Raw genomic sequence first — 16,061 nt, 5'->3', positions numbered from 1 at the left:
CCGGCCGGGTCGAGGCCTCTGTTCCGGTGCGCGGAGAGAATGCATGACACTACAACCCGCCTTCGCGTCGGCGGTTCACGACGCTCAGCACGCCTTTCGTCGCCTGTTAAAAGCAATGAGCGAGCCGGGGGTAATTGTCGCCCTGCCGCAGCTGAAACATAGCTGGCCGCCGCTCAACGCGGCCACCACCAGCGTTCTGTTGACACTGGCAAACAGCGACACGCCATTGTGGATCGCAAACGCGCTGGATAACGATCTGCTGCGCCAGAACCTGCGCCTTCACACCCAGGCGCCACTGCTGGATACGCCGCAGCAGGCGCTCTTTGCCATTGCCGACAGCACCCTTAACCATCAACAGCTCAGTGCCCTGCCCGTGGGCCAACCGTTAAACGCAGAGAGCAGCGCGACGCTGATTTTACAACTGCCCGCGCTCAGCGGCGGGCGGATGCTGCGCCTCACCGGCCCCGGCATTCAGGAGGAGCGAATGATCGCCCCGCTGCTGCCGGAGTGCATCACCGATGAATTAACCGACCGCCCGCACTCGTTTCCGAGCGGAATCGATGTGATCCTCACCTGCGGCGAACGCATGTTGGCAATCCCGCGAACCATCATGGTGGAAGTGTGTTGATGGGGTAAGAATGGCCTTAAACCTGGTGTGAGACGCTGCGCGACTTATCCTAACGCATATCAGATATGCCCCTGATCAAGGGATGATGAAAAACCCGCTGCCGACGGGGCCTGAAGCGGGTTATGATGGCGCGCGGATTGTGCTGGATTAGACTGACCATTGTGGCTATATTGCGTCCCGCAACGCCCGGCGCGATCGGGGCGGAAAGCAGCCAGTATGTGGTCGTTTGTAGGATGAAGCGGACAGACTCGCACCAGAGGGTTGCCAGAAAATAACGCAACCGGGTCTTAATACCCGCGTATGACACGACGTAGTGCGCTCAGCGCGGCTTGATGAGTATCGACTTGCATGAATGTGCTTTTTATTTGTAGCCGGAACCAATGGCGCAGCCCCACCGCTGAGCAGCTGTTTCGCCGCTATCCTGGGCTCAATGCCCGCTCCGCCGGTATGCAACGCCAGGCAAAAAAAACCGTTTCACCCGCTATTCTCTCCTGGGCAGATGTTATCTGCGTCATGGAAGAGGAGCACAAAGAGCGCCTGCTGACCGACTATACCCGTCTGGTGCAGCATAAACCGCTGCATGTGCTCAATATCCCGAATCACTACGCCTTTATGGACCCGCAGCTGGTCGCCATGCTGGAAGATATTGTTCCCGAACGGCTAGGGCTGCGCGTCCCTGCCTAAGCGCTAAAAATTACCCCGCCGGGTGGAGAAACTGCACACGCGGCGCGGGTGAGATGAGCGGCGCGTGCTTATTCACATACTCCGTCAGCAACTCCGCCATCGGCACATCGTAACGATCGCGGATGGCGATGTCGCGAATGCCAAAATCGCTCACCTGCTCATTACACGCCACGCGATAGATTTTATCCCGCGCCAGCGGCTGACCGTTGACCTCAATCGAGGTCATGCGATCCCCGGCGGGCCGGGTGAAATCGACGCTGAAACGCAGGCCGCTGACGTGGGCATAGGCCCCGGAAATAATGTTCTGCTGCGCATAGTTGTGCTCAATGAACGCTTTGATCTGTTCGCCGCTCATCTCCCGCGTCACCAGCGGCAGGCGAAATGGCAGCGCATTCAGCACGTCGCCATAGGTCACGGGCCCGGCCGGAATGCTGTCGCGCAGAAATGCGCCGACGGTAAAGGCGATATCGGCGTTGGCATACTCCCGCTCGGCATCTGCCAGCAGGCTGCCGAGGTTGGTCTGTCCGGAGCGCACCCGCTCACGCTGGCCGTTGAGGGTAAAGGGGAGCGCCATCACCACGTTATTAAGCACCTCCGCGCTCGCAGCCCGCGCTTGCTCGATACAGGATTCGGTTTCGCTATCCGCTTTCAGCGCCGTTAAGCTCGCCACATCCAGCAGCTTTTCACTCCACGCAACGATCTTTTTATCTTTAATGCTTAAGGTGAGATGACCGAGATAGTCGCCATACTGCCCGGCGTTAACCATCACCGTTCTGCCCATCTGCTTGCCGGCCTGCACGGCAATATGGTCGTGACCATCCACCAGCACATCGATCTCCGGCACCGCTTCCACCAGCTTCGTGATATTCACCGCCGGGTCGGTTTTCCCGAGATGCGCCAGCACAATGATCAGATCGCTCTTCCTCTTCACCTGCGCTACCGTGTTGCGCACCGCCTGAATCGGATCGCTAACGGAAAATCCGGCCAGTTTGCTGTCGGTGGTTGCCACCATCGCATTGAGCGGCGACACGCCGATAATGGCGATATTGAGCCCCGCCACCTTTTTCATCACATAGGGGCGAAAGGCGAGCTTGTCATGATGGTAAATATTGGCAGAGACAAACGGGAAGCGGGCTTTATCCCGCAGCGAGAGCAGTTCCGGGCCGCCGAAAATAAAGTCCGCATTGCCGGGCGTAAAAGCGTCGTAACCCATGGTATTCATGGCGCGCACGTTGCTTTCCCCCTGCGTCAGATCGGTCACCGGCATGCCGCTTACCGCATCGCCAACGTCCACAAACAGCACGTTGGCGTCTTGTTCGCGCAGATTTTTCACATAGGCGCTCATTTTGCCGTAGCCGATACCCGATTCGCTCATCCCGCGCCCGTGCGTATCCCCGGTGTGAATAAGCGTCACTTTTGCCTCTTGCGCCTGCGGTGCGCTGATACTCATCAGCAGCAGAAACGCGATTACCCCTTTTTTCATTGTTACGTCCTTTTCCTTTTTTATGACCGACAAAAACAAAAAAACCTGAAACGCAGCGCAGAGGTTAATCACCAGTGCGTGGGTTTCAGGTTTAGCCGTGAGGGAGTCACTATCCTTACGGCGGATAATCTAGCGGGCGACAGGCGTCCCGGCAAGCCAGCTTTTTATCACCCTGTGAGCGCCGTCACCTCACACCGCAATGCGTTGCAGCGCCTGCGCCAGCTGCGCGCGGGTGAAGGGCTTGCGTAACAGTTCGACCTCCGGCAGCGCCGGGTTGTGGGCAGGGCGCAGATCCTGGCCGCTGATCAGCAGCATCGGCAAGTTTGGCGCGTGCTGGCGAGCGGCGGCGATCACCTCCGCACCGCTTAAGCGCCCCGGCAGCATTAAGTCGCTGATCAGTGCGCCAATCTCGGTGGAAGCCGCAAGCATCTGTAGCGCCGCATCGCCGTTTTCCGCCTCCAGCGTCAGGTAGCCCAGCTCGTGAAGCTGCTCGCACAGGGTCTGGCGCACGTCGGCTTCATCCTCCAGCACCAGAATCAGCGTATCGCTGCGCACATGGCGCGCATCGCTGGCCGGTTCAACGCTGCTCACCGCCGGGAGAGTTGCGCGCGGCAGTTGTAAACGCACCGTGGTGCCCTGCCCTGGGGCGCTTTCGATCTCCACGCGCCCGCCGGACTGGCGCACAAAGCCGTAAACCATTGATAAGCCCAGCCCGCTGCCGCTGCCGGTCTGTTTGGTGGTGAAGAAGGGTTCAAACACCCGCGCTTTGACCTCCTGCGACATGCCGCAGCCGCTGTCGATCACCTCCAGCGCCACCATATCCTGCCTGCGTCCGTCGGTGCGGGTGACGCGCTGGTTCCAGGTGCGCACTTTGATCACGCCCGTTTGCCCCTCCATCGCATCGCGGGCGTTCATCACCAGGTTGATGATGGCGTTCTCCAGTTGCCCGACGTCAATCCACGCTGGCCAGGCGGCGTGCTGCGCTTCAATCTCAAGGGTCAGCGTTGAGGGGAGCGAGTGGCGCAGCAGCTCCTCGAGATTCTCCAGCAGCGCCTGCATCTCTACCGCGTGCGGGTGGAGCGACTGCTTGCGTGAGAAGGCCAGCAGCCGCTGGGTGAGCAGCGCCCCGCGCTCGGCGGCTTTCAACGCGCGTGAGATGCGCGCTGCGTCCGGCGAGTCGGTTGAAGTCAGCTCCAGGCTGCCAATAATCACCGCCAGCAGGTTATTAAAATCGTGCGCCAGCCCGCCGGTAAGCTGGCCGACCGCTTTCATCTTCTGGCTATGCAGCAGCGCCTCCTCCAGCCCTTTGCGCTCGGTACGATCCAGCACCACGTTAACCATGCCGCGCCCCGGCACCGGGCTGAAGCGCAACTCAATGGTGCGGTTATCCGCCAGCCGCAGCTCCTGGGTTAACGGCAGCGGGCGCGCCAGATTCTCCTGCACATGGCCGGGAAGATCGCTCACCTGGCGCAGCAGGCTGTGGTAGTGCTGACCGCGCCGCAGCGGCTCCTCGCCGAGGCCCAACAGCAGCGGGTATTGCGGGTTCCACACTACCAGGCAGCCCCGGTTATCAAACAGCGCAAAGCCGTCGCGCATGGCATGAAAGGTGGTCTCCAACTGCGTGCTTTTCTCTTTCAAAAGCGTGGAGGTGTGCTCCAGCGAAGCGGTGTTGCGGGCAAAGACGTTAAAGGCGCGCGCCAGTTCGCCTAATTCGTCGCGCCGTTGCAGCGCAGGCACCGAAACATTGGATTCCCCGCGCGCCAGCCGCGACATGGCGCGTGAAATGGCGGTCAGGTTCGATCCCAGATTGCGGTAGATATACCAACCGGCGCAGGCGGTGATCGCCAGTGCCAGTAGCGCGAACAGGCTGATAAAGATGCTGATGGAGCGCATCTCCTGGTGGCTCTGGGCGGTGCGCTGTTCGGAGGCCTGCGCCACTTCCGCCACATACTGGTTGATATCGTTATTAAGCAGCGCGCCCAGCGCTTTGATATGAAACATCGACCAGGTGATCGCCAGATCGCTCTCCTCCAGCTGGCCCGCGAGCGGCATCAGCTTGTTAAGCTCGGCCTGAAAATCGGGCAGGATAAAATCGAGCAGCGGATCGCCCGCCCGCGTTGGGAGCTGGCCGACAATCTCTGCCAGCTGCGCCAGCGTGGCGCGCGGTGATGGCGTCTGAATGGCAGCGAGAAGCAATCTGTCCATCTCACTGAGCAGGCGCGGGTCGGGGGTGTTCAGCCCGTCGCGCGCGGCGATGGTCTGCAAATGGCGTAAATAACTCTGATTCTGGTAGAGGGAGCTGAGCAGCGCGTTGCGCTCAAGGTGGCGGCGCTGCCCGCGTTGCAGCATCTCCGTGACGCTCTGCTGTAACGCCTGGCTGCGGCGGGTGATCTGCGCCACCAGCTGCGGTTCGAGCCGCGCCAGCGGCGCGTTTGCCAGCTGTGTGAGCGAGCGTTGCAAGGCGCTTTGCGTCGCTTTCAACCGCTCCGCCTCCCCTTTATATTCCTGCGCGCCAACCACCTGCGAAAGCCGCACCGCAGCAGTGGCGACGCTGGCGGTATCACGCGCGAGGTTCATGCTGGCGGTCATATCATCCAGCGTCTGCTGCTGCACCTGCTCCTGCAACTGGCTGGCATGGCGAAAGCCGAGCACCGCCACGGCGCAGACCATTAACGTCACCGCCACCACCAGCACATTGAAAAAGAGCAGTCGCCCGCGGGCGCTGGTGAAAAAAGGGTTGGCGCGATAGGGCATAGCGGCTCCGGAAGAGGTCACAACAGTGGCGTGGCGCCACTATGACAAATATGAACAGCTTCTGACATTCTCCATTTACCAACGTGTGATGAAGTGCGTAAATCGTCACTCGCAGGAGCTTCGTCATGCCTAATGTGCCCGTGCTGGAGATGCGTAATATTGCCAAAGTGTTCGGCAAGTTTTACGCCCTCAAAGGGGTGGACCTGACGGTCTGGCCCGGCGAGATCCATGCCTTAATGGGAGAGAACGGTGCCGGCAAAAGCACGTTGATGAAAATCCTCGCCGGGGCCTACAGCGCCACCAGCGGCGAGATCCTGATCGACGGCACGCCTCACACCATTCGCGGGCCAAAAGACGCCCTTGCCGCCGGTATCACCCTGATCTATCAGGAGATGCAGCTTGCGCCCAACTTAACGGTGGCGGAGAACATTTTTCTCGGCAGCGAAATCGCACGCGGCGGGCTGGTGCAGCGCAAAACCATGGCGGCGCAGGCGCAGGCGGTGATTGACCGTCTCGGTGCCAATTTCAGCGCCACCGACCGGGTGATGAAGCTGACCATCGCCGAACAGCAGCAGGTGGAGATCGCCCGCGCGCTGCACCGCAACAGTCGTATTATGGTGATGGATGAACCCACCGCCGCCCTCTCCTCCCGTGAAACTCACCGCCTGTTTGAACTGATCATGCGCCTGCGCGATGAGGGGATGGCGATTATCTATATCAGCCACCGCATGGCGGAAGTGTATGAGCTTTCGGATCGCGTCAGCGTGCTGCGCGACGGCCAGTATGTGGGCAGCCTGACGCGCGATAGCCTGAATGCCGCCGAACTGGTGCGCATGATGGTCGGGCGACCACTCAGCGATCTATTTAATAAAGCGCGCGATATCACCCCCGGCAAACCGCGCCTTACCGTTCACCATCTCACCGATGGCGGCAAGATCCAGCCGGTCAGCCTGCAGGTGCGCGCCGGTGAAATTGTCGGCCTTGCCGGGCTGGTCGGTGCCGGGCGATCCGAACTGGCGCAGCTGATTTTCGGCGTGCGCAAAGCGACCGGCGGCATGATTGAGATCGATGGCGAACCGGTGGTGATCCACTCCCCGCGTGCGGCGATCGATCTCGGCATCGGCTTTTTGACCGAGAACCGCAAAGAGCAGGGGCTGTTCCTTGAACTGGCGGCGCAGGAGAACATCACCATGGCGACGCTGGAGCGCGATGCGTCATGGGGCATGCTGAACCGCAAAAAGGCGCAAACCCTCTCCGATGACGCCATCAAATTACTCAATATTCGCGTGCCGCACGCGCAGGTACGGGCGGGCGGTTTGTCCGGCGGCAACCAGCAAAAACTGCTTATCTCGCGCTGGGTGGCGATTGGCCCACGCATCCTGATCCTTGATGAGCCAACGCGCGGTGTTGATGTCGGTGCGAAGAGCGAGATCTACCGGATCATGAACCAGATGGCGCGCGAAGGGGTGGCGATTCTGATGATCTCCAGCGAACTGCCGGAGGTGGTCGGCATGAGCGACCGCGTCTATGTGATGCGCGAAGGCACTATCGCTGGCGAGTTGCAGGGCGAGGCTATCACCCAGGAAGAGATTATGACGCTGGCGACCGGCGTTAACGACACCCATCACCAGGCGGTACACCATGACTGAAATGAAACCACACCCGGCCACCACGCCGCAGCAGGAGGCCAAATCTGCCTCCGCCAAAAAAGTGCTGATGGGCGATCTGATGCAAACCGTCGGTATCCTGCCGATTCTCATCCTGATCGTCGCGGTTTTTGGCTTTATCGCGCCGAACTTCTTTACCGAGAGCAACCTGCTCAACATTACCCGCCAGGCGTCAATCAACATCGTGCTGGCGGCAGGCATGACCTTCATCATTCTCACCGGCGGGATTGACCTTTCGGTTGGTTCGATCCTCGGCACCACGGCGGTGGCGGCAATGGTGGTGTCGCTGATGCCAGAGCTGTCGATGCTCTCGGTGCCCGCTGCGCTGATGCTCGGCCTGCTGCTCGGCCTGTTTAACGGCGCGCTGGTCGCCTTTGCCGGGCTACCCCCCTTTATTGTCACGCTCGGCACCTATACGGCGCTGCGCGGCGCGGCCTATCTGCTGGCGGATGGCACTACCGTTATCAACTCCGATATCAGCTTTGAGTGGATCGGCAATAACTACCTCGGCCCGGTGCCGTGGCTGGTGGTGATCGCGCTGGCGGTGATTGCGGTGTGCTGGTTTATTCTGCGCCGCACCACCCTTGGCGTTCATATCTACGCGGTCGGCGGCAACATGCAGGCAGCGCGCCTTACCGGCATCAAAGTGTGGCTGGTTTTACTCTTCGTCTACGGCATTAGCGGGCTGCTCTCCGGCCTTGGCGGGGTGATGAGCGCCTCGCGCCTTTACAGCGCCAACGGCAACCTCGGCATGGGCTACGAGCTGGATGCGATTGCGGCGGTCATTCTCGGCGGCACCAGTTTTGTCGGCGGCATCGGCACCATCACCGGCACGCTGGTCGGCGCGTTAATCATCGCCACCCTTAACAACGGCATGACGCTAATGGGCGTCTCCTACTTCTGGCAACTGGTGATCAAAGGGGCGGTGATCATCATAGCGGTGCTGATTGACAAATACCGTACCCGACACCATCAGGCAGCATAATAAAACCCTACAAAACAGTAACATAAGTGAGGATTACAGCATGCGTCTTAAACCTCTTGTCACCGCGCTCTGCGCCACGGCCCTGCTCGCCGCGACGCCGTTCGTTCAGGCGAAAGAACTGAAATCTATCGGCGTTACGGTAGGCGATCTCGCCAACCCCTTCTTTGTGCAGATCACCAAAGGCGCGGAGCTGGAAGCGCGCAAGCTGGCGGGCGATAAGGTCAAAGTGACGCTGGTCTCCAGCGGCTACGACCTCGGTCAGCAGGTTGGCCAGATTGATAACTTTATCGCGGCGAAGGTCGACATGATCATCCTCAACGCCGCGGATTCAAAAGGCATCGGCCCGGCGGTTAAGCGGGCGAAAGAGGCCGGGATTGTGGTAGTGGCGGTGGACGTGGCGGCAGAAGGTGCCGACGCGACAATTACCTCCGATAACACCCAGGCGGGTGAAATGGCCTGTAAATACATCACCGATCGCCTGAAGGGCAAAGGCAATGTGGTGATCATCAACGGGCCGCCGGTTTCTGCGGTACAGAACCGTGTCGAAGGGTGCCAGAAAGAGTTTAAACGTCACCCGGATATCAAGGTGCTCTCTGATAACCAGAACGCCAAAGGCAGCCGTGAAGGCGGGCTGGAAGTGATGACCTCCCTGCTGGCGGCGAACCCGAAAATCGATGGCGTGTTCGCGATTAACGATCCGACAGCGATCGGTGCCGATCTGGCAGCCAAACAGGCACAACGTAACGAGTTCTTTATCGTTGGCGTCGACGGCAGCCCGGATGGTGAAGAGGCGCTGAAGCGTAAGAACTCGCTGTTTGTCGCCACCCCGGCGCAAGACCCGCAGGTGATGGCGGCGCGCGCGGTAGAGATTGGTTACGACATTCTGCAAGGCAAGCCCGCGCCGAAAGAGCCGGTGCTGATCCCGGTGACGCTGATCGATAAGCAGAGCGTTGCCAACTACAAAGGCTGGACGGTGAAATAAGCCCTCTCCCTCCCCGCGCGGGAGGGAAAGCGCGATACGGAGAGACGATGAAACGCTCTGCCATTAATGACATTCTCGGCCACACGCGGCAGTTTTTCTCGAAGCACGACGTTCATCTGCCGCCTTTTGCCAGCTTTGCGCCGACCCAGTGGCGCGAGCTGGATCATGAGGCGTGGCGTGAAGTGTTCGAGCTAAAGCTGGGGTGGGATGTCACCGCCTTTGGCGGCGACAACTTTTACGCCGAGGGGCTGACGCTCTTTACCCTGCGCAACGGCTCGCCGGACGGCGCGCCTTTTGCTAAGTGCTATGCAGAGAAGATCATGCATGTGCGCGACGGGCAGCTAACGCCAATGCATCTGCACTGGCGCAAGCGCGAGGACATCATTAATCGCGGCGGCGGAAACTTAATTATTGAACTGTGGAACGCGGATGCGCAGCACCAGACTGACAGCAGCGACGTTACCGTGGTCATCGATGGCTGCCGACACACGCACGCGGCGGGCAGCCAGCTGCGCCTCTCACCAGGGGAAAGCATTTGTGTCACACCGGGGCTTTATCATAGCTTTTGGGGCGAGCCGGGGTTTGGCGATGTGCTGGTCGGCGAGGTTTCATCGGTTAACGATGACCAGCACGACAACCACTTCCTCAACCCGGCGAACCGCTTTAGCGACGTGCTGGAGGATGAACCGGCACATCTGGTGCTCTGTAATGAGTACTCACTCTTTTTAGGGTAAAGGAGGCGGTTATGCCCATGATCTCTCTCGCCGCAGGGCTGGCGCATGCGCGCGAGCACCAGTATGCCCTGGGCGCATTTAACGTGCTCGACTCCCACTTTCTGCGCGCGCTGTTCGCCGCCGCAAAGCGTGAGCGCTCGCCGTTTATTATCAATATTGCCGAAGTGCACTTTAAGTATGTCTCGCTGGAGTCGCTGGTTGAGGCGGTGAAGTTTGAAGCCGCGCGCAGCGATATTCCGGTGGTGCTGAACCTCGATCACGGGCTGCATTTTGAGTCGGTGGTGCGCGCCCTGCGCCTCGGTTTCAGTTCGGTGATGTTCGACGGCTCCGCGCTGGAGTATGAAGAGAATATTCGCCAGACGCGGGAAGTAGTGAAGATGTGTCACGCCGTGGGCGTCTCGGTGGAGGCGGAATTAGGCGCGGTTGGCGGTGATGAGGGCGGCGCGCTGTATGGCCACGCCGATGAAGCCTGCTTTACCGATCCGGCGCTGGCGCGGGAGTTTGTCGATCGCACCGGCATCGACACGCTGGCGGTCGCCATCGGTAATGCGCACGGCAAATATAAGGGTGAACCGAAGCTCGATTTCGCCCGCCTTGACGCCATTCGCCAGCAGACCGGCCTGCCGCTGGTGCTGCACGGCGGTTCGGGCATCAGCGATGAAGATTTTCGTCGCGCCATTTCGCTTGGCATTCATAAAATCAACTTCTACACCGGCATGTCGCAGGCGGCGCTTGGCGCCATTGAGCAGCGCATGGCGGATCGCCAGCCGCTGTATGATGAGTTCGCCCAGCTACTGCTCAGTGTTGAAGAGGCGATTGCCGATACGGTGGCCGGGCAGATGCGCATCTTCGGCAGCGCGGGGCAGTGCTGATGGCCCGCCACGGGGTTATTGCCGCCGGCAATATGCTGGTGGATCACGTCCACCATATTGCCCAGTGGCCGGAGCGCGGCTGGCTGGCGGAGATCGTTCAGAGCGAGCGCTCGACGGGCGGCGCGCCGCTTAATGTGCTGCTGACGCTGGCGAAAATGCACGTTGGCCTGCCGTTGCAGGCGGTCGGGCTGGTGGGTGAAGATGGCGACGGCGACTACATTATGGCGATGCTCGATCAGTACCATGTCAATCGCCAGCATGTGCAGCGCACCCCTTCCGCCCCAACCTCGATGTCGCAGGTGATGACCGATCCCTCCGGCCAGCGCACCTTTTTTCACTCGCCCGGTGCCAACCGGCTGCTGGATATCGACGCGTTTGAGACGCTTAACGGCGAGATGAAGATTTTCCATCTCGGCTATCTGCTGCTGCTCGACAGCCTTGATAAAGCTGATGAGGAGTACGGCACGCGCAGCGCGCGGCTGCTGGCGCAGATGCGCGAGCAGGGGTTTGAGACCTCGCTCGATCTGGTGTCGCGCAAAGGTGACCCGCGCTATAAACCGCTGGTGCTGCCCTGCCTGCCGCACCTGGATTATCTGGTGATCAACGAGTTGGAAGCGGGCGAGTTCAGCGGCCTGCCGATGCGCACGGCGCAGGATAAGCCACACGTTGAGAATATTGGCCGCGCGGCGGCGCAGCTTTTGGCGGCAGGGGTTAAACAGCGGGTGGTGATCCATTGCCCGGAAGGGGCATGGGGTGAAGCGCCGGATGAAGCCGGAGCGTGGATCCCGTCGCGGATGTTAAGCCAGGCGGAGATTGTCGGCAGCGTCGGAGCAGGCGATGCCTTTTGCGCCGGATTTTTATACGGTTGCCATGAAGCGTGGCCGTTAGCGCACAGCATTCAGTTAGCCCATGCCTGCGCCCGCGCCAGCTTGTTGTCCGCCAACGCGATTGACGGCGCAAAAACCCTCGAAGAGTTACAGCTTGATATCGCAGTTTAGACGTTCGTCGGTCGGGAAGTTGTATGCCGGATAAGCGTTAGCGCCATCCGGCACACGCCGTTTCAGCCACATCGTTCCACATATTCACAGACCAGGGACATTCGTAGGCCGGATAAGCGTCAGCGCCATCCGGCATGGGGTGCGACGTTCAGTCACACCCTTCCACATATTCACAGACCGCGGGCATTCGTAGGCCGGATAAGCGTTAGCGCCATCCGGCATGGGGTGCCACATTCAGCACATCGCCGGATGGCGGCTGCGCCTTATCCGGCCTACGCCGTTTCAGTCACGCCGTTCCACATATTCACAGACCGGATAAGCTAAAGGCGCACCGGCTTGATGTTCCAGATATGCTCCGCGTACTCCTGGATCGTGCGGTCAGAGGAGAAGTAGCCCATGTTGGCGATATTGCGCATCGCTGTGGTGGTCCACTCTTCCGGATGCTGATAGAGCGCATCCACTTTATCCTGACAGTCGACATAGCTGCGGAAATCCGCCAGCACCTGGTAGTGATCGCCAAAGTTAATCAGCGAATCAACCAGATCGCGGTAGCGTCCCGGATCCTGCGGGTTAAACAGACCGGTGGCGATCTGCGTTAACACCTGGTGCAGCTCTTCATCTTTTTCGTAGTACTCGCGCGGTTTATAGCCCTGACGACGCAGCTCCTCCACCTCATCCGCGGTATTACCAAAGATAAAGATATTCTCCTCGCCGACGTGATCCAGCATCTCCACATTCGCGCCATCCAGCGTGCCGATGGTCAACGCACCGTTAAGGGCAAACTTCATATTACTGGTGCCCGATGCTTCGGTGCCCGCCAGCGAGATCTGCTCTGAAAGATCCGCCGCCGGAATGATCACCTGCGCAAGGCTGACGCTGTAGTTAGGGATAAAGACCACTTTCAGCTTATCGCCGATATCGGGATCGTTGTTGATCACCTGCGCGACATCATTGATGAGATGAATAATGTGCTTCGCCATGTAGTAAGCCGAGGCGGCTTTACCGGCAAAGATATTGACGCGCGGCACCCACTCCGCCGTCGGATCGGCCTTGATGCGGTTATAGCGGGTGATGACGTGCAGCACATTCATCAGCTGACGTTTGTACTCATGAATACGTTTGATCTGCACATCGAACAGCGCTTTCGGGTTAACCACCACATTAAGCTGCTGGGCGATAATCGTCGCCAGCCGCTTTTTGTTCTCCAGCTTGGCATGGCGCACCGCCTGGTTCACCGTCGGGAAGTCGATATGCTGCTCAAGCTCGCTCAGCTGGCTGAGATCGGTACGCCAGGTGCGGCCGATATGCTCATCCAGCACTTCCGAGAGCGACGGGTTAGCCAGCGCCAGCCAGCGGCGCGGCGTCACGCCGTTAGTGACGTTAAGGAAGCGCATCGGGAAGATGGCGGCGAAATCGGCAAACAGCGACTGCACCATCAGGTTGGAGTGCAGCTCCGATACGCCATTCACTTTATGGCTCACCACCACCGCCAGCCACGCCATCCGCACGCGGCGACCGCTCGACTCATCAATGATCGACGTGCGGCTCAGCAGCTCGATATCGTTCGGGTGCTGCTCCTGCAACGTCTTCAGGAAGTAGTCGTTAATTTCGAAAATGATTTGCAAATGGCGCGGCAGAATTTTGCCGAGCATCTCGACCGGCCAAGTTTCCAGCGCTTCGCTCATCAACGTATGGTTGGTGTAGGAGAAGACCTGGCAGGTCACTTCAAACGCCTCGTCCCAGTCGAACTTATGCTCGTCAATCAGCAGGCGCATCAGCTCCGGGATCGACAACACCGGGTGGGTGTCGTTGAGGTGAATGGCGATTTTATCCGCCAGGTTGCTGTAGGTCTGATGCAGCTGGAAGTGGCGATGCAGAATATCCTGCACCGTCGCCGAGACCAGGAAGTACTCCTGGCGCAGACGCAGCTCGCGCCCTGAGTAAGTGGAATCATCCGGGTAGAGCACGCGGGAGACGTTCTCGGAGTGGTTCTTATCCTCCACCGCCGCGAAGTAGTCGCCCTGGTTGAATTTACCGAGGTTAATCGCGCTACTGGCCTGCGCATTCCACAAACGCAGCGTATTGGTCGCGTCTGTATCATAACCGGGGATAATCTGGTCGTAGGCCACCGCGAGGATCTCTTCGGTTTCAACCCAGCGGCTCTTTCTCCCCTCCTGCTGAATACGCCCGCCAAACCGCACTTTGTAGCGCGTGTTGTGGCGTTTGAACTCCCACGGGTTGCCATACTCCAGCCAGTAATCGGGGGACTCTTTCTGACGCCCCTCGACAATGTTCTGTTTGAACATGCCGTAGTCATAGCGAATGCCGTAGCCGCGCCCCGGCAGCCCGAGGGTTGCCAGCGAATCGAGGAAGCAGGCTGCCAGACGCCCGAGGCCGCCGTTACCTAAGCCCGGATCGTTCTCTTCGTCGATCAGCTCTTCAAGGTCGAGGCCCATCTCATCCAGCGCGTTTTTCACATCCTCATAAATCCCGAGCGAGAGCAGCGCGTTGGAGAGCGTACGGCCAATCAGAAACTCCATGGACAGGTAGTAGACCTGGCGCACCTCCTGGGAGAGTTGCGCGCGGGTGGAACGCAGCCAGCGCTCTACCAGCCGATCGCGAACGGCAAACAGCGTGGCGTTCAGCCACTCATGTTTGTTAGCGATAACCGGATCTTTACCGATCGTGAACATCAGTTTATAGGCAATCGAGTGTTTCAATGCCTCGACACTTAGTGTCGGTGAAGCATAGGTAAACGGAGCATTCATATGCGTGATTCCTGGAAAACTATTTCAACCGAGTGTAAAGATCGCGGTATGACTGCGCTGCGACCTGCCAGCTAAAATCCATTGCCATTGCCTGGCGCTGAACAAAACGCCACAGCGAAGGACGGGACCACAATACGAAAGCACGACGAATCGCGCGAAGCAACGCTAATGCGTTGCTGTCCTCAAAAACAAACCCGCTGGCCACGCCGTCGGCGAGGTTCTCCAGTGAGCTGTCAGAGACAGTATCGGCTAACCCGCCGGTGCGTCGTACCAGCGGCAGGGTGCCATATTTCAGACCATACAGCTGCGTTAACCCGCACGGCTCAAAGCGGCTCGGCACCAGAATCACATCCGCGCCGCCCATAATGCGGTGCGAGAAGGCTTCGTGATAGCCAATCTGCACGCCCACCTGGCCGGGGTGCTCTGCCGCTGCCGCGAGGAAACCCTCCTGCAGCACCGGATCGCCCGCGCCGAGCAGCGCTAACTGACCGCCCTGCTCCAGCAAACCGGGCAGCGCTTCCAGCACCAGATCGAGCCCTTTCTGGCTGGTCAAACGGCTCACCACCGCAAACAGCGGCACTTTGTCGTTCACCTTCAGCCCCATGGCGATCTGCAACTGGCGTTTGTTCTCCGCCTTCTCCTCCAGAGTGTCACGCGTGTAGCGCGCGCCGAGCAGCAGGTCAGTTGCCGGGTCCCAAATCTTCTCGTCAACGCCGTTGAGAATACCGCTCAGGCGGCCCTCTTTCTGGCGCTGGCGCAGTAACCCTTCCATCCCATAGGCAAAGTGCGGTTCGGTGATCTCCCGCGCGTAGGTCGGGCTGACGGCGGTGATGTGATCCGCGTAGTACAGTCCCGCTTTCAGGAAGGAGATCTGGCCGTTGAACTCCAGCCCGTGCATGTTAAAGAAAGACCATGGCAGATCGATGTCATCCATATGCTGCGCATAAAACATGCCCTGGTAGGCAAGGTTATGCACGGTAAACACCGATTTCGCCGAGTGGTCTTTCAGCGCCATATACGCTGGCGTCAGACCGGCGTGCCAGTCGTGCGCATGCACAATGTCCGGCCGCCAGAAGGGATCGAGGCCACAGGCCATTTCACTGCCGACCCAGCCGAGCAGCGCAAAACGCAGCACGTTATCGGTGTAGGCGAACAGGTTAGTGTCATGGTAAGGGCTACCGGGGCGCTCATAGAGGTGCGGCGCATCGATCATGTAGATCCCCACCCCGTTGAAGTGGCCGAAGAGCAGAGAGATCTTGCCAGCGAAGGTATCGCGGCGGGAGATCACTTTTGCGTCGGTTACACCACGGCGAATATCCGGGAACGCAGGCAGCAGAACGCGCGTATCTACCCCATCGGCAATTTGTGCCGCGGGCAGCGCGCCAATCACGTCCGCCAGACCACCGGTCTTCAGCAACGGAAACATCTCAGAACATACATGTAAAACCTGCATTATCGCTCCTGTCAAAACCGTTCGGCTCGCGTTGCCGTTCACGGAAAAACAGC

The 16,061-nt window shown here is 59.5% G+C and carries 12 protein-coding genes and 1 pseudogene; 9 read left to right on the top strand and 4 right to left on the bottom strand.

All coding sequences use genetic code 11. The annotated features are described in order from the left end of the window. Window positions 1-43 precede the first annotated feature (43 nt). The 3 genes and pseudogenes from phnH (at window position 44) to SOM48_RS07330 (ending at window position 1,312) form a co-directional block, all read left to right on the top strand. A complete protein-coding gene (phnH, locus tag SOM48_RS07335; protein ID WP_320511706.1) occupies window positions 44-628 on the top strand; it encodes a phosphonate C-P lyase system protein PhnH in 585 nt (194 codons plus the stop codon). Between the two features lie 40 nt (window positions 629-668). Then, window positions 669-779: pseudogene (gene phnP, locus SOM48_RS22665) on the top strand (phosphonate metabolism protein PhnP); the annotation flags it as partial. 197 nt (window positions 780-976) lie between these two features. Next, window positions 977-1,312, top strand: a complete 336-nt coding sequence (locus SOM48_RS07330; RefSeq protein ID WP_023478546.1) for a low molecular weight protein tyrosine phosphatase family protein — start codon at window positions 977-979, stop codon at window positions 1,310-1,312. Between the two features lie 10 nt (window positions 1,313-1,322). On the opposite strand, the gene SOM48_RS07325 is transcribed toward SOM48_RS07330, so the two are convergent. After that, the gene (locus SOM48_RS07325) at window positions 1,323-2,795 is read right to left on the bottom strand and encodes a bifunctional metallophosphatase/5'-nucleotidase (protein ID WP_312480135.1); all 1,473 of its coding nucleotides are present in this window, start codon (window positions 2,793-2,795) and stop codon (window positions 1,323-1,325) included. A gap of 189 nt (window positions 2,796-2,984) precedes the next feature. After that, window positions 2,985-5,549 (bottom strand): ATP-binding protein, encoded by a 2,565-nt coding sequence (locus SOM48_RS07320; protein ID WP_320511705.1) that lies wholly within the window; start codon window positions 5,547-5,549, stop codon window positions 2,985-2,987. Between the two features lie 125 nt (window positions 5,550-5,674). Between SOM48_RS07320 and SOM48_RS07315 the strand changes: the two genes are divergently transcribed. Genes SOM48_RS07315 through SOM48_RS07290 form a run of 6 tightly spaced genes read left to right on the top strand, consistent with a single transcriptional unit; the run spans window position 5,675 to window position 11,787 of the window. Continuing rightward, the gene (locus SOM48_RS07315; protein ID WP_320511704.1) at window positions 5,675-7,198 is read left to right on the top strand and encodes a sugar ABC transporter ATP-binding protein; all 1,524 of its coding nucleotides are present in this window, start codon (window positions 5,675-5,677) and stop codon (window positions 7,196-7,198) included. A gap of 1 nt (window position 7,199) precedes the next feature. Beyond that, complete coding sequence (locus SOM48_RS07310; RefSeq protein ID WP_180344267.1) at window positions 7,200-8,201, top strand: ABC transporter permease subunit; 1,002 nt, start codon at window positions 7,200-7,202, stop codon at window positions 8,199-8,201. Between the two features lie 40 nt (window positions 8,202-8,241). Beyond that, window positions 8,242-9,183 (top strand): ABC transporter substrate-binding protein, encoded by a 942-nt coding sequence (locus SOM48_RS07305; RefSeq protein ID WP_042712719.1) that lies wholly within the window; start codon window positions 8,242-8,244, stop codon window positions 9,181-9,183. Window positions 9,184-9,230: 47 nt separating this feature from the next. Then, window positions 9,231-9,917, top strand: a complete 687-nt coding sequence (locus SOM48_RS07300; RefSeq protein WP_023478366.1) for a D-lyxose/D-mannose isomerase — start codon at window positions 9,231-9,233, stop codon at window positions 9,915-9,917. Between the two features lie 11 nt (window positions 9,918-9,928). Further along, window positions 9,929-10,789 carry a ketose 1,6-bisphosphate aldolase gene (locus tag SOM48_RS07295; protein ID WP_054803068.1) on the top strand — a complete coding sequence of 287 codons (861 nt, stop codon included), beginning with the start codon at window positions 9,929-9,931 and terminating at the stop codon, window positions 10,787-10,789. After that, window positions 10,789-11,787, top strand: coding sequence for a carbohydrate kinase family protein (locus tag SOM48_RS07290; RefSeq protein ID WP_139566813.1), 999 nt, complete (start codon window positions 10,789-10,791; stop codon window positions 11,785-11,787). Before SOM48_RS07295 ends, SOM48_RS07290 begins: the two co-directional genes overlap by 1 nt. Before the next feature lie 320 nt (window positions 11,788-12,107). Here SOM48_RS07290 and glgP read toward each other — a convergent pair whose 3' ends face one another. Further along, window positions 12,108-14,555 carry a glycogen phosphorylase gene (gene glgP / locus SOM48_RS07285; RefSeq protein WP_054803069.1) on the bottom strand — a complete coding sequence of 816 codons (2,448 nt, stop codon included), beginning with the start codon at window positions 14,553-14,555 and terminating at the stop codon, window positions 12,108-12,110. A gap of 19 nt (window positions 14,556-14,574) precedes the next feature. Beyond that, window positions 14,575-16,008, bottom strand: coding sequence for a glycogen synthase GlgA (gene glgA / locus SOM48_RS07280; RefSeq protein ID WP_023478535.1), 1,434 nt, complete (start codon window positions 16,006-16,008; stop codon window positions 14,575-14,577). Window positions 16,009-16,061 lie beyond the last annotated feature (53 nt).

It is taken from the genome of Kosakonia sp. CFBP8986 (assembly GCF_034044935.1).
GTDB classification, from domain to species: domain Bacteria; phylum Pseudomonadota; class Gammaproteobacteria; order Enterobacterales; family Enterobacteriaceae; genus Kosakonia; species Kosakonia cowanii.
The sequence above is the reverse complement of the archived record's forward strand: the minus strand, read 5'-3'. Positions and strand labels throughout refer to the sequence as shown.